Origin of the sequence: Sphingomonas sp. MMS12-HWE2-04 (assembly GCF_044881185.1) — a bacterium.
Classification (GTDB): Bacteria; Pseudomonadota; Alphaproteobacteria; order Sphingomonadales; family Sphingomonadaceae; genus Sphingomonas.
Map to the genome: position 1 here is coordinate 1,925,107 of NZ_CP173254.1, position 22,052 is coordinate 1,947,158.

At 66.6% G+C, this 22,052-nt stretch carries 19 protein-coding genes; 14 read left to right on the plus strand and 5 right to left on the minus strand.

All coding sequences use genetic code 11. The annotated features are described in order from the left end of the window. Nucleotides 1-86 precede the first annotated feature (86 nt). Nucleotides 87-896, plus strand: a complete 810-nt coding sequence (locus AB2M62_RS08730; RefSeq protein WP_404339450.1) for a hypothetical protein — start codon at nt 87-89, stop codon at nt 894-896. A gap of 209 nt (nt 897-1,105) precedes the next feature. Here AB2M62_RS08730 and AB2M62_RS08735 read toward each other — a convergent pair whose 3' ends face one another. After that, complete coding sequence (locus tag AB2M62_RS08735) at nt 1,106-1,561, minus strand: host attachment family protein (protein ID WP_404339452.1); 456 nt, start codon at nt 1,559-1,561, stop codon at nt 1,106-1,108. Nucleotides 1,562-1,652: 91 nt separating this feature from the next. On the opposite strand from AB2M62_RS08735, the gene serS reads away from it, so the two are divergent. The 9 genes from serS (at nt 1,653) to AB2M62_RS08780 (ending at nt 11,276) form a co-directional block, all read left to right on the plus strand. Continuing rightward, nucleotides 1,653-2,927 (plus strand): serine--tRNA ligase, encoded by a 1,275-nt coding sequence (serS, locus tag AB2M62_RS08740; RefSeq protein ID WP_404339454.1) that lies wholly within the window; start codon nt 1,653-1,655, stop codon nt 2,925-2,927. Continuing rightward, on the plus strand, nt 2,924-3,688 hold the full coding sequence (surE, locus tag AB2M62_RS08745) for a 5'/3'-nucleotidase SurE (protein ID WP_404339456.1): 765 nt from the start codon (nt 2,924-2,926) through the stop codon (nt 3,686-3,688). The genes serS and surE overlap by 4 nt, the downstream gene beginning before the upstream one ends. Before the next feature lie 13 nt (nt 3,689-3,701). Next, nucleotides 3,702-4,811: a peptidoglycan DD-metalloendopeptidase family protein gene (locus AB2M62_RS08750; protein ID WP_404339458.1), complete on the plus strand. Its 1,110-nt coding sequence runs from the start codon at nt 3,702-3,704 to the stop codon at nt 4,809-4,811. Beyond that, on the plus strand, nt 4,811-5,818 hold the full coding sequence (locus AB2M62_RS08755) for a potassium channel family protein (RefSeq protein WP_404339460.1): 1,008 nt from the start codon (nt 4,811-4,813) through the stop codon (nt 5,816-5,818). The genes AB2M62_RS08750 and AB2M62_RS08755 overlap by 1 nt, the downstream gene beginning before the upstream one ends. A 142-nt stretch (nt 5,819-5,960) precedes the next feature. Then, nucleotides 5,961-6,308: a DMT family protein gene (locus tag AB2M62_RS08760; protein WP_404339464.1), complete on the plus strand. Its 348-nt coding sequence runs from the start codon at nt 5,961-5,963 to the stop codon at nt 6,306-6,308. 41 nt (nt 6,309-6,349) lie between these two features. After that, entirely contained in the window at nt 6,350-7,684 is a 1,335-nt protein-coding gene (gene rimO / locus AB2M62_RS08765; protein WP_404339466.1) for a 30S ribosomal protein S12 methylthiotransferase RimO, read from the plus strand. Between the two features lie 78 nt (nt 7,685-7,762). Then, nucleotides 7,763-8,938 (plus strand): acyltransferase family protein, encoded by a 1,176-nt coding sequence (locus AB2M62_RS08770; protein WP_404339468.1) that lies wholly within the window; start codon nt 7,763-7,765, stop codon nt 8,936-8,938. A gap of 28 nt (nt 8,939-8,966) precedes the next feature. Next, the gene (locus AB2M62_RS08775) at nt 8,967-10,370 is read left to right on the plus strand and encodes a serine hydrolase domain-containing protein (protein WP_404339470.1); all 1,404 of its coding nucleotides are present in this window, start codon (nt 8,967-8,969) and stop codon (nt 10,368-10,370) included. Nucleotides 10,371-10,373: 3 nt separating this feature from the next. Continuing rightward, on the plus strand, nt 10,374-11,276 hold the full coding sequence (locus tag AB2M62_RS08780) for a hypothetical protein (protein WP_404339472.1): 903 nt from the start codon (nt 10,374-10,376) through the stop codon (nt 11,274-11,276). Here AB2M62_RS08780 and AB2M62_RS08785 read toward each other — a convergent pair whose 3' ends face one another. Then, the gene (locus AB2M62_RS08785) at nt 11,277-12,128 is read right to left on the minus strand and encodes an aldo/keto reductase family oxidoreductase (protein ID WP_404339474.1); all 852 of its coding nucleotides are present in this window, start codon (nt 12,126-12,128) and stop codon (nt 11,277-11,279) included. A gap of 93 nt (nt 12,129-12,221) precedes the next feature. Between AB2M62_RS08785 and AB2M62_RS08790 the strand changes: the two genes are divergently transcribed. Both AB2M62_RS08790 and AB2M62_RS08795 read left to right on the plus strand, forming a co-directional pair. After that, nucleotides 12,222-13,124, plus strand: a complete 903-nt coding sequence (locus tag AB2M62_RS08790) for a LysR substrate-binding domain-containing protein (RefSeq protein WP_404339476.1) — start codon at nt 12,222-12,224, stop codon at nt 13,122-13,124. Further along, nucleotides 13,121-13,648, plus strand: coding sequence for a DUF4269 domain-containing protein (locus tag AB2M62_RS08795; RefSeq protein ID WP_404339478.1), 528 nt, complete (start codon nt 13,121-13,123; stop codon nt 13,646-13,648). The genes AB2M62_RS08790 and AB2M62_RS08795 overlap by 4 nt, the downstream gene beginning before the upstream one ends. Here the strand turns inward: AB2M62_RS08795 and AB2M62_RS08800 are convergent. Next, complete coding sequence (locus tag AB2M62_RS08800; RefSeq protein WP_404339871.1) at nt 13,633-15,981, minus strand: membrane-bound PQQ-dependent dehydrogenase, glucose/quinate/shikimate family; 2,349 nt, start codon at nt 15,979-15,981, stop codon at nt 13,633-13,635. The two genes, AB2M62_RS08795 and AB2M62_RS08800, sit on opposite strands and share 16 nt — an antisense overlap. A 267-nt stretch (nt 15,982-16,248) precedes the next feature. Between AB2M62_RS08800 and AB2M62_RS08805 the strand changes: the two genes are divergently transcribed. Beyond that, nucleotides 16,249-17,643: a leucyl aminopeptidase family protein gene (locus AB2M62_RS08805; protein ID WP_404339480.1), complete on the plus strand. Its 1,395-nt coding sequence runs from the start codon at nt 16,249-16,251 to the stop codon at nt 17,641-17,643. A gap of 16 nt (nt 17,644-17,659) precedes the next feature. Here the strand turns inward: AB2M62_RS08805 and AB2M62_RS08810 are convergent, their stop codons facing one another. Next, a complete protein-coding gene (locus tag AB2M62_RS08810) occupies nt 17,660-19,597 on the minus strand; it encodes a putative bifunctional diguanylate cyclase/phosphodiesterase (protein WP_404339482.1) in 1,938 nt (645 codons plus the stop codon). A gap of 278 nt (nt 19,598-19,875) precedes the next feature. Here AB2M62_RS08810 and AB2M62_RS08815 point away from each other — a divergent pair, with 278 nt between their 5' ends. Next, nucleotides 19,876-21,252: an MFS transporter gene (locus AB2M62_RS08815; protein WP_404339484.1), complete on the plus strand. Its 1,377-nt coding sequence runs from the start codon at nt 19,876-19,878 to the stop codon at nt 21,250-21,252. Here the strand turns inward: AB2M62_RS08815 and tpiA are convergent. After that, nucleotides 21,221-21,970 (minus strand): triose-phosphate isomerase, encoded by a 750-nt coding sequence (tpiA, locus tag AB2M62_RS08820; RefSeq protein ID WP_404339486.1) that lies wholly within the window; start codon nt 21,968-21,970, stop codon nt 21,221-21,223. The genes AB2M62_RS08815 and tpiA overlap by 32 nt on opposite strands. Nucleotides 21,971-22,052 lie beyond the last annotated feature (82 nt).

Below are 22,052 nucleotides of genomic sequence, written 5' to 3' on the forward strand. Positions count from 1 at the left end.
AGAGTGAGACCATCATGTCGGTTCGCATGGCATTGGCAAAACTTTGCGCCTGCGCTTGTGGCGGCGCCCTTGTCGGCGGCAGCGGCATGTATGTCGCCGAACGCGCCCAGCCGCGCGTCGTCAAGCAGCAGCACGTCGTCGTGAAGAAGCGCGTCGTCCGGAAGACCGTTCGCAAGGTCGTCCCGCGCACGGTTCGTCGAGTTGTTACCACGACGACGCAAGGCCAGCCCCAGGTCGTGGTCGTCACCGCGCAGGGGGCTCCGGTTCCCCTGCCCCCGGCATCGTCGGTCGCGGCAGCCGGCGCGGCGGCATCGAGCCCCGGCGTGATCGGCGGTTCGGGCGGCGGCGGCTTTGTCGGCGGCTTCTTCGCGGGCGGTTTCTTCGGCAGCTCGGGTTCGAGCAGCAGCACCGGCTCGTCGAGCGGGATCAATATCGAGATCTCGTCGACTTCGAGCGGATCGACCTCGAGCTCCAGTTCGTCGTCGACGTCGTCGTCGACCGGCGGCGCGAACGTCGATATCGACAACAACAACAATAATAACAATCAGAACAACAACAACAATCAGAACAACAATAACAACAACAACGAACAGTCGCAGAACCAGAACCAGAACCAGAACCAGAACCAGAACCAGCATCAGCATCAGGATCAGGATCAGGACAACCACAACTGGAACTCGACTGGCGGCAAGGGCTCGAGCGGCTGGAGCACGTCGAGCGGCTGGGGTTCGAGCGGACATCATGGTTCGAGCGGTCATGGATCCAGCAGCGGCACCTCTTCGGGTGGTCCTTCGCCCGTCCCCGCCCCGCCGATGGTCCTATTGTTCGGCGGCGCTGCCGCGGCATTGGTCGCGCGCAAGCGACTCGCGAAAAAGACGGCGAGCGTCGCGGGCTGAACCTTCAGTCATCAATTCCGGCTAGATTGACGCTCAACTTTCTCCTCCCTTCAAGGGATGGGCCAGGGAGCGGGTCAGTGGCGACGAGGCTCGATGCCTCGTTCCCCGCTACTTGGCGGGCTGGAGGATGAGACTTTAGGGCGCGCAAACACGCCCACCTAACCAGCCCCTCCCTGCGAACAGGGAGGGGAACGATCAGTCGGCTATCCTTACTCCGCTCGCGCCAGCGCTTCCTCGATCTGCGGCACGGTATGGTCCGTCAGGTCCTTGGCGAGTTCGCCCTTGAGCCGGTCGCTCACTTCCTTGTGATAATGTTTGCGCAGCTCGCCCAGCGTCTTGGGCGGGGCGATGATGATCAGAGACTCGAAATCGTTGGCCAGTGCACGCTTCTTGAGGAGCTCGGCAGTGTCCGCGGCAAAGCGATCCTCTTCCTGCTGATGGAAATCGACTTCGGCCATGTTGCCGCCGCCCCATTGCCCGCCGCCGCGCGTGCTCGACGCGCCGCCGGCAAGATCGGTCGCCTGCTCGCCGTGCGAAGGATTGTGCTTGTCGACCACCTTCTTCTCGACCTGCAGGTTCGGATAGGCTGCGTCACCCTCGTTCCTGAGAAACAGCATCTTCCGGCCATCCGCGACCACCACGACTGCATCGTGCGGAACCTGCATCTTCAATCTCCTTTGTCTCGGTGCTGACACCCCAACGCGGCGACGCCGCCCAGGGTTGCGCCGGCTTCCGCGCGCAGTCATACGCCCGGCCATGCACGACATCCGCTTCATCCGCGAAAACCCCGAGACCTTCGACGCCGGACTGGCCAAGCGCGGGCTGCCGCCGCGATCGGCCGAGTTGCTCGCGATTGACGAGCGCCGCCGTGCGCTGATGACCGAGGCGCAGGAGGCCCAGGCGCGGCGCAACGAGGCCTCGAAGGCGATCGGCGCTGCAAAGGCTCGGCGCGACGACCCGACCGACCTGATGGCCGAAGTCGCCGCGCTCAAGGAGCGGCTGCCGGCGATCGACGCCGAGGAAAAGGCGACGAACGCCGAACTGAACGCACTGCTCGCGGCAATCCCCAATCTGCCGCTGGGCGACGTGCCGCGGGGCAAGGACGAGGACGACAATGCGCTGGTACACGCGATCGGCACCATCCCGACCTTCGATTTCGAAACCAAGGAGCATGACGCGATCGGCCCTGCACTGGGGCTCGATTTCGAGACCGGGGCGCTGCTCTCGGGCTCGCGCTTCACCTTCGTGCGCGGCGCTGCGGCGCGGCTGCACCGCGCGCTCGGCCAGTTCATGCTCGACACGCTGACCCGCGAACATGGCTTCGAGGAGGCGGTGGTGCCGCTGCTGGTGCGCGAGGAGGCGATGTTCGGCACCGGGCAGCTGCCCAAGTTCGCCGAGGACAGTTTCCAGACCACCGACGGGCGCTGGCTGATCCCGACCTCAGAGGTGAGCCTGACCAACAGCGTGCGCGAGCAAATCCTGCCGCACGAGATGCTGCCGCTGCGCTTCACCGCGCTCTCGGCCTGCTTCCGTTCCGAAGCGGGTTCGGCAGGGCGCGATACGCGCGGCTATATCCGCCAGCATCAGTTCGAAAAGGTCGAGATGGTCTCGATCACCACCCCCGACCGGTCCGAGGCCGAGCATGAGACGATGACCGCCTGCGCAGAGGACATTCTCGTCAAGCTGGGCCTCGCCTTCCGCCGGATGAAGCTGTGCAGCGGCGACATGGGCTTCTCCGCCGCACGGACCTATGACCTTGAGGTGTGGCTGCCCGGTCAGGCGCGCTTCCGCGAGATATCCAGCGTCTCGACCTGTACCGATTTCCAGGCGCGGCGGATGAATGCGCGCTATCGCCCCGAGGGCGAGAAGGGCACGCGCTTCCTCCATACCCTCAACGGCTCGGGCCTCGCGGTGGGGCGCACTCTCGTCGCGGTGGTCGAGAATTACCAGCAGGAAGACGGCTCGGTCGCGGTGCCCGAGGTACTGCAACCTTATCTGGGCGGGTTGAACCGGCTGGAGCCGCGGGGTTGAGGATCCTCCTCACCAACGACGATGGCTATCATGCGCGCGGTCTTGCCGTGCTGGAGCGGATCGCGCGGACCTTTTCGGATGACATCACCGTGGTGGCGCCCGCCGAGGAGCAATCGGGCAAGGGGCGTTCGCTGACGCTGACCGAGCCGTTCCGCGTCCGCCGGCACGGCGACAACCGCTTCGCCGTGCGCGGCACGCCGACCGATTGCGTGATGTTCGCGCTCGCCGAGGTGATGAAGGACGCCAAGCCGGACCTGATCCTGTCGGGCGTCAATCGCGGCGGCAATCTGGCCGAGGACGTCAGCTATTCCGGCACTGTCTCGGCGGCGATGGAAGGCGCGCTGGCGGGGATCCGCTCGGTGGCGCTCAGCCAGCGTTATGCCCAGACCGGCGCGGGCGACCAGGTGCCGTTCGACACCGCCGAGGCCTGGGGCGTGCGGGCGCTGTCGCCGCTGCTCGACCTGGACTGGGCGCCGCGCACACTGGTCAACATCAACTTCCCGCCGATCGCGGCCGAGGAGGTGAAGGGCATCAAGCCGGTGTCGCAGGGGCTGCGCGACTATGGCCGGGTCGGGCTCGACAAGCGCGTCGATCCGCGTGGCTTCCCCTATTACTGGCTGGCAATGGGCCGGCTGCCGATCGTGCCGCTGCCCGATACCGATCTCGAGGCGATCGAGCAGGGCTATGTCACCGTCACGCCGCTCCATCTCGACCTCACGCATCGCGACTCGCTCGAAGGACTGAAACGCGTCTATAGTTAACGCGATGAGGGGCATGGGGGCTGCTTTGCGGGAATTGATTGCGGTGCTGCTGATGGGCAGCGCGCTGGCGGGGTGCATTCCGCCGGGTGCAGGGCCCGACCCTGCCTATGCGAGCGACGCCCCTGCCCCGCAACAAGCGCCGCGCCAGGAACGCCCGGCGCCGCGACCCACGTCGGCCCCCAGCTATCCGCGACCCGAGCGCGAACCGGAAGTCCGTGCGCTCCCCGCGCCGCCGCCGGCCTGGGAATCGCGACCGGTCACGGCTGACGCAAAGCTGGTCTCGGCTTCGACCTATGTTGTCCAGCCCGGCGACTCGCTGCGCTCGATCGCGGCGAAGACCGGCGCCGGATCGGAAGCGATCGCGCGGGAGAACAATATCCCGGCGCCCTTCACCATCCGGTCTGGCGAGCGACTGACCATTCCGGGCGGGCGCTATCATTTGGTCCGCGCCGGAGAGACCGGCATCGCGATCGCGCGGGCGTACAGCGTCGACTGGTCGCGGATCGTCGCGGCCAACGCATTGGCCGAGCCCTATATCCTGCGCACCGGCCAGCGGCTGCTGGTGCCGAGCACGCGTGCCGAGACGATCGAGGAACGTGCCGCGCGCTTCCACATCGACATCGACGACATCCTTACCGGTGGTGAGCCTGCGATCGCCGCCAAGGCCAAGCCGGCCAGGCCGACCGCCTCCTCCGCGCGGGTGCTGCCGGCAACGGCGGCGGTCAGCGCCCCGGCTCGCCTTGCCGGTCAGTTCCAATGGCCACTCCGGGGCAGCATCGTGAAGCGTTTCGGCCCGGGCAAGAGCGGCGAGCGCAATGACGGCATCAAGATCGCCGCGCCGCTCGACACCCCGGTGCTCGCCGCAGCCGACGGCGTCGTCGCCTATGTCGGCAGCGACGTGCCGGCGCTGGGCGGTCTGGTGATCGTCAAGCACGGCAATGGCTGGACCAGCGTCTATGGCCATGCCGGGCAATTGCTTGTCCAGCGGGGCCAATCGGTGAAGAAGGGCCAGATGATCGCACTCAGCGGCAATTCGGGCTTTGCCGACCGGCCGGAACTCCATTTCGAGCTGCGCCAGGGCCGCACCCCCGTCGATCCGCTGGCGAGGCTGCCTGCCCGCTGATGGCGCTCAAGCCGCCTGCGACGCTCAAGCGTAAGTCGACACTACCCGTCTGGGTTTCGATCGGCTGGCGTGTGGTTGCGGTGCTCGCGCTCCTGGCGCTCGCGGTGGGCGTCCACTGGATCGAGCGCGACGGGCTGAAGGACACGGCCGATGGGCATGTCAGCCTGCTCGACATCCTGTATTTCACGTCGATCTCGGTGACCACCACCGGCTATGGCGACATCGTCCCGGTGAGCAATTCGGCGCGGATGTTCGATGCATTCGTGGTCACCCCGATCCGCGTGTTCGTGGTGCTGCTCTTCCTCGGCACCGCCTATAATTTCGTACTTCAGCGAACCTGGGACAAATGGCGCATGGGCGTAATCCAGCGGGCCCTGGCGGGTCACATCATCGTGGCGGGATATGGCAGCACCGGATCGGAAACGGTCGACGAATTGATTGCGCGCGGCGCCGATGCCGGCCGGATCGTGGTGATCGATCCCAATGAGGATGCTCTGAGCCGTGCCAAGGCATGCGGCTGCATCGTCCTCCAGGCCGATGCGACGCGCGACCAGACGCTGAACGACGTGCGCATCGGCAATGCCGAGTTGATGATCGTCTGCGCCGGACGCGACGACACCTCGATCCTGATTACGCTTACCGCGCGCCATTTGGCGCCCGAAATGCCGATCAGCGTCATCGTGCGCAACGAAGACAATGAATTCCCCGCGCGCGCGGCGGGCGCGACGACGGTCGTCAATCCGGTGAGCGTCGCCGGCCTGCTGCTCGCCAGTTCGTGCAACGGGCCGCATCTCGCCGACTATCTGACCGACCTCGCCTCGATCCACGGCGAAGTCGAGCTGGCCGAGCGGCTGGTGCTTCCCGAGGAGATCGGCAAGCCGCTGGCGGCGATCCAGTCGGGCCTGGGGGTGCGCATCTATCGCGGCGGCGCGCATTACGGCCACAAGGCGCCCGAGGCGGCCAGGCTGCAAGCCGGCGACCAGATCGTCGAGATCGTCACGGCTTAAGATCCTGCCGGCGCGCGGAGTTGGCCGCGCGCAGCGATGGTGGAGAGGGCCATCCGCGAGCGCCCCCCCTGCCTCCCGCCCCCTCCACCGCCTGCGGGCGGTCCCCCTCCCCGTGGCGGGGAGGATCGGGTAGGAGCAGTGCATGCCCTATATCACGCCCGTCGCCCTGCTGATCGCCTCGAACGTCTTCATGACCTTCGCCTGGTATGGCCATCTCAAATACAAGGCGGCCCCACTGGCGATCGTGATCGTCGCGAGCTGGGGCATCGCGTTCCTCGAATATTGCCTGGCAGTCCCGGCCAATCGTTGGGGGAGCAGCGTCTATTCGGCCGCCCAGCTCAAGGGGATGCAGGAAGTGATCACGCTGAGCGTGTTCGCGGTCTTCTCGGTGCTCTATCTCGGGCAGAAGATCACGCCGAACCATCTGATCGGCTTCGCGCTGATCGCGGCAGGGGCGTTCTTCCTGTTCCGGGCGCCGGTCTCGGCTTGAGCTAGCAATTTCGCCAGAAATCCCTATGTGCCGCGGCAATCATGGCAACCAAACTTCCTGAAGCCCCCAAGGTGGGGATGGTTTCGCTCGGCTGTCCGAAGAACCTCGTCGACAGCGAGCGGATCCTCACCAAGCTGCGCAGCGACGGCTATGCGATGTCGCCCGACTATTCGGGTGCCGACGTCGTGCTGGTCAACACCTGCGGCTTTCTCGACAGCGCCAAGGAAGAATCGCTCGAAGCGATCGGCGAGGCGATCGCCGAGAATGGCCGGGTGATCGTCACCGGCTGCATGGGCAAGGAAGCCGAGGTCATTCGCGCGCGCTTCCCCAATGTGCTCGCCGTCACCGGCGCACACCAATATGAGGAAGTCGTCGGCGCGGTGCACGAAGCGGCGCCGATGCCGCCCTCGCCGTTCGTCAACCTGGTGCCCGATGCCGGGCTCAAGCTGACGCCGCGGCACTACAGCTATCTGAAGATCTCCGAGGGCTGCAACCATCGCTGCGCCTTCTGCATCATCCCGGCGCTGCGCGGCGATCTCGTCTCGCGCCGCCCCGATGCGATCCTGCGCGAAGCCGAAAAGCTGGTGGAAGCCGGCACCAAGGAACTCCTGGTGATCAGCCAGGACACTTCGGCCTATGGGATCGACATCCGCAAGGAACCGCGGATGTGGAAGGGCGAGCAAGTCGTCCCCCACATGACCGACCTCGCGCGCGAACTCGGCAAGATCGCGCCCTGGGTGCGGCTCCACTATGTCTATCCCTACCCCCATGTCGATCAGGTCATCCCGCTGATGGCGGAGGGGCTGATCCTCCCCTATCTCGACATCCCGTTCCAGCATGCGAGTCCGTCGGTGCTGCGCACGATGAAGCGCCCGGCGAACGACGCCAAGGTGCTCGAGCGGCTGCGCAACTGGCGGGCTATCGCACCCGACATCACGATCCGATCGACCTTCGTCGTAGGCTTCCCCGGTGAGACCGAGGAGGATTTCCAGTATCTGCTCGACTGGCTCGACGAGGCACAGCTCGACCGAGTCGGCGCGTTCCGCTTCGAGCCGGTCGAGGGTGCGGCCGCCAACGACCTGCCCGGTGCAGTGCCCGAGGAGATCAAGGAAGAGCGCTACGCCCGGATCATGGAAAAGACCGCCGCGATCAGCGCGGCCAAGCTCCAGGCCAAGATCGGCCGCACGCTGGAAGTGATCATCGACGAAGTCGGCGACGAAGGCGCGACGGGCCGTAGCCAGGCCGACGCGCCCGAGATCGACGGCGAAGTCTTTCTTCGCGACGCGGCGCATCTCCAGCAGGGGGATATCGTCATGGTCGAGATCGAGGATGCCGACGAGCATGACCTTTACGGCGTGCCATTAATGAGCAACTGACGCCGCGCGCCCCGGCAATCGCCGTTGCGCTGCAGTGCAGCAGCGGACAAGCAGGGCTTCTGAAGTCCAGGAGCCAAGATGCCAGAATCGGCCACGATCGAGTATCCCGCATCGCCGGTGGTCGAGCGCCTGCATTATCTCGACGTGGCGCGCGCGGTGCTGCTGTTGCTCGGCATTCCCTATCACGCGGCGCAGCCCTATTCGTCGCGCGCCTGGTTCATCCATTCGGAGACCTACAGCCGACTTGCCGAGCTCGCCGGTGGGTTCAGCCATGCCTTCCGGATGCACGCCTTCTTCCTCGTCGCGGGCTATTTCGCGACGCTGATCGTGCGCAAGCGCGGGCTCCGCGCGTGGCTGAGCGATCGCGCGCGGCGGCTGGTCATCCCCTTCCTCGCGATGCTGGTGATCGTGCTGCCGCTACAGGCGATGATCCTGGGCATGTTCGAGAATGGCGGCGCGCTGGGCGGGCTGGTCCGCATGCGCGACGATCTCCGGCTATGGGTGGCGCATAGCTGGTTCCTGCGCGACCTGTTCCTGTACTGCGCGATCCTGGCGCTTGCCTGGCCCTTGGTCTCGCGGCTGCGCTGGCGGATCGGCGGCTGGCAGTTGCTGACCGCGATCGTCGCGGCGCTGCTGGTATGGAAGCTGGCGGTGAACCTGCTGGTGACCGCGCTGGTGACGCGGATCAATCCGATCGCGGCCTACGACCTGGGTACCTTCCTGCGCTTCCTGCCGTTGTTCGGAATTGGCGCGCTGATCGCCGCGGTTCCCGGGCTGCTCGCTTCGGTGACACGCTACTCGGGCTGGGGCGTGGCGCTGGCGGTGGCATGGCTGGGCTTGTCGGCGCTGCTGATCCACCGGGACGATTTCGGGCTGGGCGCGGCGATGTTGCTCGGCCCGATCAACGGGCTGGTCGGCAGCTGGGCGCTGATCGCGGTCGCCCGCCGGTTCCTCGATCGACCGAGCCCGCTGGTCGACTATTTCGTCGCGAGCGCGCTGATTATCTATATCGTCCACCTCGCCTTCATCTTCCTGTTCACCGGTCTGCTGCGCGGCACCGGCGTGCCGCCGACGCTTGCCTGGCTGCTCGTCTCGGCATTGACGTTGGCGGGGTGCGTGCTGGTCTATGAGGCGATCCGGCGCGTGCCCGCGCTCTATTTCCTGTTCAACGGGCAGGCGGACCGAAAGCCTATGCCCAGCGGGAAAGCCCCTAGCGCCAAACGGAAGGATGACGGCGACGAGGCGCTGGCCTAAGCTTCGGCTTCCCCTGCCTGGAGGCCCGATGTTCCGCCCTACCCTCGCCGCGCTTCTTCTCGTCGCCACCCCTGCTGCCGCGCAGCAGCTCACCTCGGCCGAGGCCGCCAAGATCGATGCCATCGTCGCGGATGCGCTCAAGGGATCGGGCGTGCCCTCGGCGTCGGTCGCGATCGTGCGCGACGGCAAGATCGTGTTTGCCAAGGCCTATGGCGACCAGGGCCCCGGCATCGCCAAGGGCCCGCGCGCCGACGCCAAATACCAGATCGCGTCGATTTCGAAGCAGTTCACCGCCGCGGCGATCCTGCTGCTGGAGAATGAGGGCAAGCTGAGCCTCGACGACAAGGTGAGCAAATGGGTGCCCGACGTTACCGATGCGGACAAGATCACCATCCGCCAGCTGCTCAGCCACACCGCCGGGCTCCAGGATTATTGGCCGCAGGACTATGATTTCGCGGCGATGGAGAAGCCCGTCACGCCGCAGGGCATCCTGGACCGGTGGGCGAAGAAGCCGCTCGATTTCGCGCCGGGCACCGCGTGGCAATATTCGAACACGGGCTATGTCGTCGCCGGGATGATCATCGAAAAGGCGTCGGGCACGACGCTGCTCGACTATCTCCAGGCCAAGATCTTCAAGCCGCTGGGCATGGCGGCGATGGATCAGGACTATGCCGTCGGCAAGGGCTATCCGCAGGGCACCCATCGCTATGCGCTGGGCCCGGTGCGGCCCGCCAAGCCGGCGGCGCATGGCTGGCTCTGGGCGGCCGGCGAACTCGCGATGTCGGCGAGCGACCTCGCCAAATGGGACATTGCGCAGATCGAGCGGAAAATCCTAAGCCCTGACGACTGGGCGGTGCAGGAGACCGAGGTCAAACTCGCCGACGGCGGCGCGACGCATTACGGGCTTGGCGTGTCGCTGGGCAATCGCGACGGGGCAAAGACCGTCGAGCATGGCGGCGAGGCGGTGGGCTTTCTTTCGGACAATTTCGTGATGCCCAACAAGCGCTTCGCCGTGGTCGCGCTGGTCAATGCCGATTTCGGCGGCGCGCAGGGAGCGATTGCCGACAATGTCACCAACCTGTTCTTTCCGGTCACGCCGGGACAGCCGGTGGCCAATCTCGACCAGCAGCGCGACGCGTTGGCCAGGCGCGTGTTCGACCAGCTGCGCAGTGGCACGCTCGATCGCAATCTGCTGACCGAGGATGCTAATTACTATTTCACCACCCAGGCGACCGCCGACTACAAGGACAGCCTTGCCCCGCTGGGAGAACCGGTGCGTTTCACCGCGCTCGGTAAGCCGCGGCCGCGCGGCGGCTTCGTCAACCGGAACTACGAGATCCAGTATAAGGACCAACGGCTGGTCGCGATCACCTATGCCGAGGCGGGCGCCGACGGGAAGTTCGAGCAGTTCCTGATCCAGCCGCGGGGCTGAGCCGTGCGCGCGCTGCTCCTCACCGCCGCTGCGTTCGCGCTGTCGGGCAGCAGCGAGGACCGCGCGACGGTTACCAGGGTCGATCCGCTCACCGTCCAGGATGATGATTTCGCGCGGCACCGCGATCCCGCCGAGTGGCGCGGGCTGACGGTGCGCCGCGCCGAATTCACCGAGGAGCGCGGGCATTGGCGCTTCTGGCGGATCGACAACAAGGCGCACCCCAAGGGGCCTTTATGGTTCGTGCCGCACGATAACGAGAATGCCGGGTTCGAGGCGGCTTTGGTGTCGCTGCGCACCTATGGCGGCACGCTGATCGCAGTGGACTCAGGCGCTGCACCGGGCGAAGATGGCGTGCGGCTCAACCACGCGGTCGACTATGGCAAGCCGGTTGATCCCAACCGCAATTTCGACTCCGCCCTGCCCGGCTATGCGGCGCACATGCTCGCTTCGGGCAACGCGCCGATCATTGCCCTGCACACCAATGCGCCGGGCTTCGACCCCACCGACTCGCATTGCAACCAGGGCGATCCCAAGGGCGACGGGATCATCTCGATCCGCTTCTGCGACGATGTGCTGACCCCCAGTCCGTCGCAGGCCCACGCCTGGCCGTTCGACGATGACGACAGCGTCGCCTTCGCCACCTATCGCGCCGGCAAGAGCCCGAGCGACGCCTTCTGCCGCGACGCGATGGTGGGGGCGGATTTCAACGTCGTCCAGGAACGGGTGCTGATCAGCGACGGGTCGCTGTCCAACTATGCCATCCTCCACGGACTGCGGTACCTGAACTTCGAGACGCAGGACCGCGGGCTGGAGCCGGCCGCGCTGGCAGGCGCGCGCGACCGGCTGGTGTGGATGATCGATCATGCGCTGGCGCTGTGCGCGCCCGGGGTGAAGCCGATCGGCTGATCACCCGGCGATCGCATCGAGCTTCGCAACGACGTCTTGCGGCAGAGCCAGATCGCGCGCGGCGAGGTTCTCGCGCAGATGCCCCAGCGACGAAGTGCCCGGGATCAGCAGGATGTTGGGCGAACGCTGGAGCAGCCAGGCGAGGGCGACCTGCATCGGTGTCGCGCCCAGAGCCTTTGCGACTTCGTCGAGCGTGCCCGACTGGATCGGCGAGAAGCCGCCGAGCGGGAAGAACGGGACGTAGGCGATACCCGCCTCGGCAAGGCTGTCGACCAGCGCATCGTCGCCGCGGTGCGCGAGATTATACTGGTTCTGCACGCAGACCACCGGGGCTATGCCTCGCGCTTCCGCGATTTGGGTCGCGGTCGCGTTGCTGAGACCGAGATGGCGGATCAGGCCCTGGTCGCGCAGTCGGGCCAGCCGCTCGAACTGCGGCGCGATCGTACCTTCGCTGGGAGCGTGGACATCGCCCATCACGCGCAGGTTGACGACTTCGATCGCGTCCAGTCCCAGATTGCGGAGATTGTCGTGTACCGCGGATTCGAGCTCGTCGGGGCTGGAAGCGGGAAGCCAGGCGCCCTCGGCGTCGCGGCGCGCGCCGACCTTGGTGACGAGGACGAGATCGTCGGCATAGGGGTGCAACGCCTCGCGGATGATCTGATTGGTAATGTGCGGGCCGTAGAAGTCGCTGGTGTCGATGTGGTTGACTCCGCTTTCCACCGCTTCGCGCAGGACGGCGATCGCCTGGTTGCGATCCTTGGGCGGGCCAAACACGCCGGGGCCGGCGAGCTGCATCGCGCCATAACCGACGCGGTTCACGGTGCGGTTGCCGAGAGTGTAGGTCGTGGACATCGTGCTTCTCCTTGTTCGAGGCACAGAGCTAAGGCTTGCAGCGTCGCGCGATAATCCGGCACAGTCGGCACAGGCTGTGCGGAATTTCGAACAATGAATGTTGATCTTGGCGATTTGAATGCGTTTCTCGCGGTAGCGCGGGCGGGCGGATTTCGCGATGCGGCGCGCGCGGGCGGGGCAAGCGCCTCGGGGCTGAGCGAGGCGGTGCGGCGGCTGGAGGCGCGGCTCGGTGTACGACTACTCAACCGCACGACGCGCAGCGTCGCCCCGACCGAGGCAGGCGCGCGGCTGATCGAGCGGCTCGGCCCGGCGCTGGGCGAAGTCGAGGCGGCACTCGACGTGGTCAACATCTTCCGCGACAAGCCGGCGGGGACGCTCAAGCTCAATGTGCCGGTCGGTGCCGCCCGGCTGGTCTTGCCGTCGATCATCCCCGGATTTCTCGCCGCCTACCCCGAGATCCAGCTCGAGATCGTCGCCGAGGATACGTTGGTCGATGTGCTCGCCTCGGGCTGCGACGCCGGCATCCGCTATGAGGAGCGGCTGGAGCAGGATATGATCGCAGTGCCGATCGGGCCGCGCGTTCAGCGCTTCGCCACCGGCGCATCCGCGGCCTATCTCGCGCAGCGGGGGATGCCCGAGCATCCGCGCGACCTGCTCGCCCATGCCTGCCTACGCGGACGCTTCGGCAATGGCCGCGTCTTCGCCTGGGAGTTCGTCCGCGATGGCGAGAGCGTCATCGTCGAGCCCAATGGGCCGCTGATCGTCGGGATCGGCAGCGCAGTCGACCTGCTGGTCGATGCGGCAGTGGCGGGCACCGGCATCGTCAGCCTGTTCGAGGACTGGCTGCGCCCGCACTTCGCCAGCGGCGCACTGGTGCCGGTGCTGGAGGAATGGTGGGAGAGCTTCTCCGGGCCGTTCCTATACTATCCCGGCCGCCGGCTGGTCCCCGCCCCGCTGCGCGCCTTTATCGACTATGTGAAGGCGCATCCGGCGTGACGCGCGCGGACTATCGCGCTGCAATCGCGCAGAGCGGTGTCCTCGCCCGCCTCGCCGCCTTCGATCCGCATGTCGCGGGCACGCCGCCGCTCGCGCTCGATCTGCCGGAGAGCGACATCGACATCCTCTGCTACGCCCCCGATCTCGAAGCGTTCGCCGTCGAAGTTCAGACGGCGTTCGAAGCCGAGGCCGGTTTTGCGCTACGGCGCTGGCGCGAGGGAAGCGCCGTAATTGCAACCTTCAAGGCGCTCGGTTGGGACTTCGAGATCTTCGCCCAGCAGATCCCGGTGGCCCAACAGCAAGGCTGGCGGCATTTCGTCGTCGAGCGCAGGCTGCTCGCGGTCGGCGGCGCGCCTTTCCACGCGGCAGTGATGCAGCTGCGGCGGGACGGTCTCAAAACCGAACCCGCCTTTGCCGCGGCACAGAGACTGCCAGGCAATCCATATGCCGCGGTGCTCGCGCTCGCAGGCGCGGAGCCGGCGGCGCTCATAGCCGCCGGCTTTGCGATTCACGGGAGCGCATAGGCCACCACCCGGTCGCTAACCGGCGTCTGCATGAAGTGATGGCCGCCGGCATAGAGCACGACAAATTGTTTGCCGCCGATCTCATAGGTCATCGGCGTCGCCTGGCCACCACCGGGCAGCACGTCCTTCCACACCGTCTTGCCGGTGCGCAGGTCAATCGCGCGGATCAGGTTGTCGGTCGCCGCCGCGATGAACACCAGCCCGCCCGCGGTTACCACCGCGCCGCCATTATTGGGCGTGCCAATGGTGATCGGCAGCATCGAGGGGATGCCGAACGGTCCGTTGGTGCGTGCCTCGCCAAAGGCGCGGTCCCAGATCGTCTTGCCGGTCGCCATGTCGATCGCGCGGATTCCGCCATAGGGCGGCTGCTTGCACAGCATGCCCGTGAACGGCAGTCGCCAGCCGGCATTGACGTCGATCGCATAGGGCGTGTGTGCCTGGGGATCGCCCGCGCCCTCGGCGCCTCCGATCTTGCCGCGGGCCTGGTCGCGCGGCGCCCAGCCCTTCTTGTCGGCCTCTGCACGCGGCACCAGCCGGACATAGTTGGGCATGTCGTTATAGTTGGCGACGATCACGCCGCGCGTCGGATCGACCGCGATGCCGCCCCAATCGGTGCCGCCATTATAGCCGGGATATTCGATCGAACGGCGATCGCTTTCGGGCGGGGTGAAGAAGCCCTTGTAGCTCGCCCGGCGGAACTGGATGCGGCAGACCATCTGGTCGATCGGCGACATGCCCCACATGTCCCGCTCGGTCAGCTCGGGCTTACGCAGCGTGTGCCACAGCGACACCGGCTGGGTGGCCGCGCGCTGCTGGGGCTCGACGCCACCGGTAGGCGCCTTGATCTCGCCCACCGGCGTCAGCGGACGGCCGGTGGCCCGATCGAGGACATAGATGTCCCCCTGCTTCGAGGGCAGGATCAGCGCAGGCGTCCCCTTGTAATCGACCAGGGTCGCCTGCGCGCCGAAATCATAGTCCCACACGTCGTTTCGCACAGCCTGGAAGCGCCATTTGGGCTTGCCGGTGGTGACGTCGAGCGCGACCAGCGAAGTCGCGTACTGGTTTTCTTCCGGGCGGCGCAGCGACGAATAATAATCGGCGGCGGCGTTGCCCATCGGCAGGTAGACAAGACCGAGCTGCTCGTCGCCCGAGCTCATCGTCCACATGTTTGGCGTGCCCCGGGCCCATTCCTGGCCTGCGGGCGGCGCACCGTTCCAGCTCGGATGCATCATGTCCCAAGCCCAGCGCAACTGACCGGTACGCGCATCGATGCCTTCGATCACGCCCGAAGGCGCCCAGCGATCCTGTCCGTCGAGCACCTGATGCCCGACGACGAGGACACCGCGCACCAGAGTCGGCGGCGAATTGATCGAGACGAAACCGTCGGGAACATTGCCCATGCCGGTCTTGATGTCGGTCTGGCCGTTCTTGCCGAAATCAGCGCAGAGACGGCCCGAGCGGGCATCGACGGCGATCAACCGCGCATCGAGCGTGCCTTCGATGATCCGGGTGGCGCAGGGTTGGTCGGCCGCCATGCCGGGTACGGCATAATCGACGACACCCCGGCAGGCTGCCGTATAGGGGATCGCGCTGTCCGGCACCTTGGGATCGTAGCGCCACTTTTCCTTGCCCGTCGCCGGATCGAGCGCGAGCATGATGTTCTTGGGCGTGCACAGATACAGCGTATCGCCGATCTTGATCGGCGTGTTCTCGGCGCCATAGGTGTTGCGGATCTGCGCCGAGGACGGGAGGTCGCCCGTGCCGATGTCCCACACGCGCTTGAGCTTGCCGACATTGTCGGGATTGATCTGGGCGAGCGCCGAATAGCGCCGCGCGCTGCCGCTGCCGCCATAGACCGGCCAATCGGCGCCGACCTGCTGGCCCGACGTGTCGGCCATGCCAGGCGCATTGGCGGCAGGGAGCGCGGCGAGGATCGGATTGGGCGCGCCGGCTGCGGCGGCCCAGAAATTGACTACGGTCAGCACGAGGGTGAGCGCCACGCCGATTCCGGCGCCGCGCCAGCGGTCGCGCGAGCGAACCAGCGTGGGCAGCACCAGGATGACCGCGAGGAGCAGCACCACCGGCGCGATTACGCGCGGCACCTGCGCCCAGGCGTTGGCGCCAACCTCCCACCAGGCCCACAATATGCTGGCCACGACGATGCCGAGATAGATCCAGCCGCCTAGCGGATTGCCGCGGATGAGCAGCAGGCCCGACCAGATCATCAGCGCGCCGACGACGAGATAATAAAGCGACCCGCCAAGCACCGCGAGCCAGGCGCCACCGATCGCGAGGACCAACCCGATCAGCGCAATCACGCCGCCGACGATCATCGCGGCGATGCTGCGCTTTCGCACGGCGACGCGCTCCCTCTCCGGAACCGGTTCGATATAGGGCACCGGCCCGTCGCTGTAGGTGCGGTCGTCTGTCATCTTGGTCTCCCGGCGCGAACGCGCTCGCCCGGCCGCTTGGAACCGGCCGGGCAACATTTCGTAACGCTTCGCCAACCAGCGGTCCGAACGCACGGTTCCAACATGAACGAAATTTCATGTTGCTCTCGGGGGTTTCCCTCGAGGCTTCCCGCCCCTAGATCACCCTCCATGCTCGATCTCACCACGCTCGTTCAGCCCGACCGCGGCCAAGCCGCACGGACCATCCACCTCATCGACGCGAAGGGCTATGACGCCTGGCTCGCAGCACAGCCGCCGCGCCACCGCACTGCTGCCGCCGCGCAGAAGCTCGCGCCGGTGGGCTATTCGAGCGCGATCCTGCCTGGCGACAATCCCGAGGAATGGTCGGTGGTCACCATCGTCGCCAATGTCGACAAGCTGACGCCCTGGTGCCTTGCCAAGCTTGCCGAAACGCTGCCCGAAGGCGCCTACCGCGTCGAGGGCGTCGAGCCCGGCAAGGCGCTCTATGGCTGGCTCGTCGCCCAGTACAAGTTCGCTCGCTACAAGAAGAAGGATGACAAGGCGCAAGGTCCGCGCACCCTGCTCACCGGCGATCCGGTGAAGATGGAAGAGGCCATCCGCCTCGCCGGCGTGACCGTCAAGCTGCGCGACCGGATCAATACCGGCGCCAACGACATGGGTCCTGCCGATCTCGAAGCTGCGGCCTCGGAGCTCGCCAAGGCACATGGCGGCAGCTTCAGCGTGGTCAAGGGATCCGAGCTCGCCAAGGGCTATGGCCTGATCTGGGCAGTCGGCAAGGCAGCCGGCGAGGGCCGCGAGCCGCGGCTGATCGAAATCGAATGGGGTAATCCCGAGCATCCGCGCGTCGCGATCATCGGCAAGGGCGTGTGCTTCGATTCGGGCGGTCTCGACATCAAGTCGGCAGCGGGCATGCGGCTGATGAAGAAGGACATGGGCGGCGCCGCGACCGCGCTTGCGCTGGCCGAACTGGTGATGCTCAACCGGCTGCCGATCCGGCTGCATCTGCTCGTCCCCGCAGTCGAGAATTCGATCTCGGGCGAGGCGACGCGCCCGGGTGATGTGATGCTCTCGCGCAAGGGAATCACCGTCGAGAACAGCAACACCGATGCCGAGGGCCGGCTGGTCCTCGCCGACGCGCTGACCAAGGCAGCGGAAAGCAATCCCGAGCTGGTGCTAAACTATGCGACGCTCACCGGCGCGGCGCGCGTCGCGCTGGGTGCGGATTTGCAGGGCCTGTTCTCGAACGACGACACACTCGCGGCGGATTTCATGACCGCCGCGGAAAGCGAAGCCGATCCGATGTGGCGGATGCCGCTCTACGATCCGTACAAGGACATGCTCAAGTCCGACGTCGCCGACATGCTGAACGCCGCCGAAGCGCCGTTTGGTGGGGCGATCACCGCAGCGCTGTTCCTCAAGGAGTTCGTCCCCGAAAAGGCGCAATGGGCGCATTTCGACATCTTCTGCTGGAACGGCAGCCACAAGCCGGGCCGACCCAAGGGCGCGGAGGCGGTGGCGGTGCGCGCCACATGGAAGCTATTGAAGGATCGCTACGCGGGCTGACGATCGGGGGCCCGCCCTAGGCGGGCTTACGCTCGCGCGGAGCCCAGCTCTGCTCGATGAATTCGCGCGCGGCGGGGTGGCCGAAATAAAAGCCCTGCCCGTATCGGCAGCCCAGGCGGGCGAGTGCGCGGGCGGTCGAATCAAACTCGATCCCTTCGGCGACCACCGGCATGTCGAGCGTCGCGGCGAGCCCGATCATCGCGCGGACCAGCCGCAGCGCTTCGGGATCGCGCTCCATCGCCGTGACGAAGGAGCGATCGATCTTGAGCTTGTCGAACGGCAGCATGCGAAGGTGCTGGAGCGACGAATAGCCAGTGCCGAAATCATCGAGCGATAGTTGGATGCCCTGATTCTTCAGCGAGGCGATCGCCTGCTTGGCGCTTTCGGCATCGACGATCAGGGCGTTCTCGGTGATCTCGACGGTAAGCCGCTGCGGAGGGAAGCCGGTCTGGGTAAGGACCTGGAGCAGCTTCTGGCTGAACCACGGATCCTTGAGCTGGGTCGGCGAGACGTTGATCGCGATCGGCACGCCCCAGTCGCGCGTCTCAAGGCACGCCCGGCGAGTCAATCGCAACATCAGCTCGTTGATCAGCCCGCATTCCTCGGCGATCGGGATGAACAGATCGGGCCCGGTCTCATGGCCATCGGGGCCGGGCCAGCGCGCTAGCAACTCGAACCCGGCCAGCACGCCGGTACCGAGATCGACGATCGGCTGATAGGCGGGGACGAAGGCGTCGCTTTCGATCGCCGTGCGCATGTCACGCTCGATCACCGCGCGCCGGCGGATCTCGGCGTCGAGCACCGGCTCGAACGCGCAATGCTGGCTGCGCCCGGCCTGCTTGGCCTTGTAGAGCGCGATATCGGCGCGGCGCATCAGCGTCTCGAGGTCCGTGGCGTCCTGCGGATAGAGCGAGATGCCGACGCTGGCGCCGATGTGATGGACCTGCTTGTCTTGCGTGAACGGCTGGCTGGCGGCGTAGACGATGGTACGCGCGACACGGCGGGCATTCTCGCCATCGCCGTCGATCACGATCGCGAACTCGTCACCGCCCAGCCGATAGGCCTGGCCCTCGCCCTGTACGATCTCGGTGAGCCGCGTGGCGACATCGCGGAGCAACTGGTCGCCGGCAGGATGGCCATAGACATCGTTGATCGACTTGAAGCGATCGAGATCGACGATGAGCAGCCCAAAACGCGGGCCCTTGGCGTCGGGAGCGGCCTGGAGCTCGAGCGTTTCGGCGAGAGCGCGGCGATTGGGCAGGCCGGTCAGCGGGTCATGATAGGCGAGCTGGTGCGCGCGACGCTCGGCGCCTTGCGCGCGACGCTGCTCAGCCGCCATCTCGGAGCGTGAGGTGACCACTTCGAGGAAGCCGGAATAGTTGGCGCGCAACATGCGCAGGATGACGATCGCGACGATGACGATGTTGACGCCCAGCCCACGCAGGAACCAGTCGTCGGCGAAGAACAGGCAGATTGTTACCGGCGCCGCGCCGCACACCAGCACCAGATGCCCCGCGCGGGGCAGCGACTGGAGGCAATAGCAGCAGCTGATCGCACCGATGAAGATATAAAGCGCGATGCAGGCGCGGCGGACGAGATCTGCCTCGATATAGAGGCCGAGCCCCCAGCCGCCGAACAACAGGCTTAAACCCGCCGCAACGATCATCGTGGCGAAAAGCTGCCGCTTGATCGAATCGGGCGGTGGAACCTCGCCACGCTGACGGACCCAGACCCAGGCGCGCGCTGCCGAGAGTATGCCGAGCAATACCGGCACGCCGACGCTCCACAGCGGCGCTACGGTGCCGTAAGAGGCAAAGCTCACGAACAGCGCATCGGCGAACATCAGCACATACATCAGCGGTATCTGTTCGCGCAGCGCGCGGAACTGCTCGACCAGGATCTCACGGTCCTGTTCGATCTGGGAAGAAACGGCCGGGAGCGCTCGCCGCAGCATATTCACTTATAGGAAGGCGCACGGCCCAGCCCGACGATTTGGCGGAGATTTGCTAAGGTTCGCGCGAGCCTTTGAGACCAGTGTCAGCTGGCCTATGGGGTCAACCCAAGGATCGTCGAGCCTTCCTTAAACCGTTGGCACGAACGCGTTATCTTCAGCAAGGCAAGCAAACCGACCAGCACCCCGCCGCTCTTGGGTCACGACATGCCAGCCAATTCCGCAATGCCTGCATCTCCAGGCCCTTCCCCGCGGCGCAACGGGTCTGCTATCGCGTGGCGATGCAGGCCAGGCATCCCAAGCTCACCCTCACCGCCTGCATCCTGGCGTCGAGCCTCGCGTTCATCGACGGATCGGTGACCAATGTCGCGCTGCCGGCGATTGGGCAGGACCTCCACGCGACGCCGGCCGAGCTGCAATGGACGATCAACGCCTATCTGCTCCCACTCTCGGCGCTGTTGCTCATGGGCGGCGCGGCCGGCGACCATTATGGCCGGCGCAAGCTGCTGATCGGCGGCATCGGCTTGTTCGTCGTTGCCTCGCTGGCTTGCGCGGTCGCCTCGGACCTCAACCTTCTCCTGGCCGCGCGCGCGGTGCAGGGAATCGGCGCGGCGATCCTGCTGCCCAACAGCCTCGCGACCTTGAGCAACGCGTTCACCGGCGAGGAACGCGGCCGCGCGATCGGCACCTGGGCCGCGGCGAGCGCAATTGCGGGCGCGGTGGGCCCACCGCTGGGCGGCTGGCTGGTCGATGCGATCGGCTGGCGCGCCATCTTCTTCGTCAATCTGCCGCTGGGGCTCGCTGCGATCTTCGTCGCCTGGCGCTACGTCCGCGAGAGCGCCGACGGCGCGTTGCCGCTCGACTGGCCCGGCGCGATCGCCGCGACGCTGGCGCTCGGCGCACTCACCTGGGGGCTGACTTTGTGGTCGAGCCACCGTGCATTCGACGCCGCCTCGGCAACCGGCCTCGGCGCGGGCCTCGCGTTGATCGCGCTGTTCCTCGCAATCGAGCATCATCGCGGCGACCGGGCGATGATGCCCTTCGCGATGTTCGGCTCGCGCGCCTTTGCCGGGCTCACGCTACTGACCTTCGCGCTCTATGGCGCGCTCGGCGGACTGCTCCTGCTGCTACCCTATGTGCTGATCGAGGGCGGCGGCTATTCGGCGCTCCAGGCCGGGCTGGCGCTGCTGCCGATGCCGCTGGGCATGGGGCTTGCCTCGCGGGTGATGGGACCACTCACCGTCCGTGTCGGCCCCCGGCTGCCGCTGTCGATCGGCCCGCTGATCGTCGCCGCGGGCTTCGCCGCGCTGGTGCTGGTGGCCGAAGGCGCGCCCTATTGGAGCACGGTGTTCCCCGGCATCCTGCTGATCGCGCTGGGCATGTCCTGCGTCGCGGCGCCGCTGACCACCGCCGTGCTCGCCTCGGTCGACGATACGCATAGCGGCACGGCGTCGGGCTTCAACAGCGCCATCGCCCGCACCGGCGGACTGATCGCCACTGCCATCGCCGGCGCGGTTATCGCCGCTGCCGGTGCCGGGCTGATCGCCGCCTTTCACGCCGCCGTGCTGGTCGGCTGCGGCTTTGCCGTCGCCTCGGGCCTCATCGCTTGGGCGACGCTGGGCGGCCTCAGCGCGAAACCCGCGCAGCCGCCTCGATAATCGGGACGAACTTCTCGGCAGTAAGGCTCGCACCACCGACCAGCGCTCCATCGACATTGTCGGTCGCCAGGATCGCCTCGGCATTCGTGCCGGTCACCGATCCACCATAGAGGATGCGGATGCCGTCGGCGGCATCGCCCACCATCGTGCGCAGCTTGGCGCGGCCGATCGCGTGCATCGCCGCGATATCCTCGAGCGACGGGGTCTTGCCGGTGCCGATCGCCCAGCGCGGCTCATAGGCAAGCGTCAGCCACTCGGGCCCGGCGAGATCGGGCAGCGACTTCTCGATCTGCGACTGGACGATGCGCTCGGCACGCCCGGCGTTGTGCTCGGCCTCGGTCTCGCCGCAGCACAGGATCACTTTCAGCCCGTGGCGACGCGCTGCCGCGGCCTTTGCCCAGGCATCGTGGCTCGTCTCGTGCTGATCGGCGCGGCGCTCCGAATGGCCGACGATCGTCAGCGTCGCGCCCAGTTCGGCGAGCATCGCACCCGAGATGCAGCCGGTATGCGGTCCCTTGTCAGCCTCGTGCAGATCCTGCGCCCCGATCGGCAACCCCGCCGCCACGGCCACCGCCGGCGCGATCAGCGTGAAGGGCACGCACAGCGCGACATCGACTTGCGGATTCGCAGCAGCCGCCGCCGCGATCTTTTCGATCTCACCGAGGTCGGTCTTGAGGCCGAACATCTTCCAATTGCCGGCGACCAGCTTGCGGCGCATGCGCATCTCCCTCTTGCTTCGCATCTGCGATAACGCCGCCCGCGCGCCGCACAAGCTTGATGGCGGCCCGACACCGCCCTAA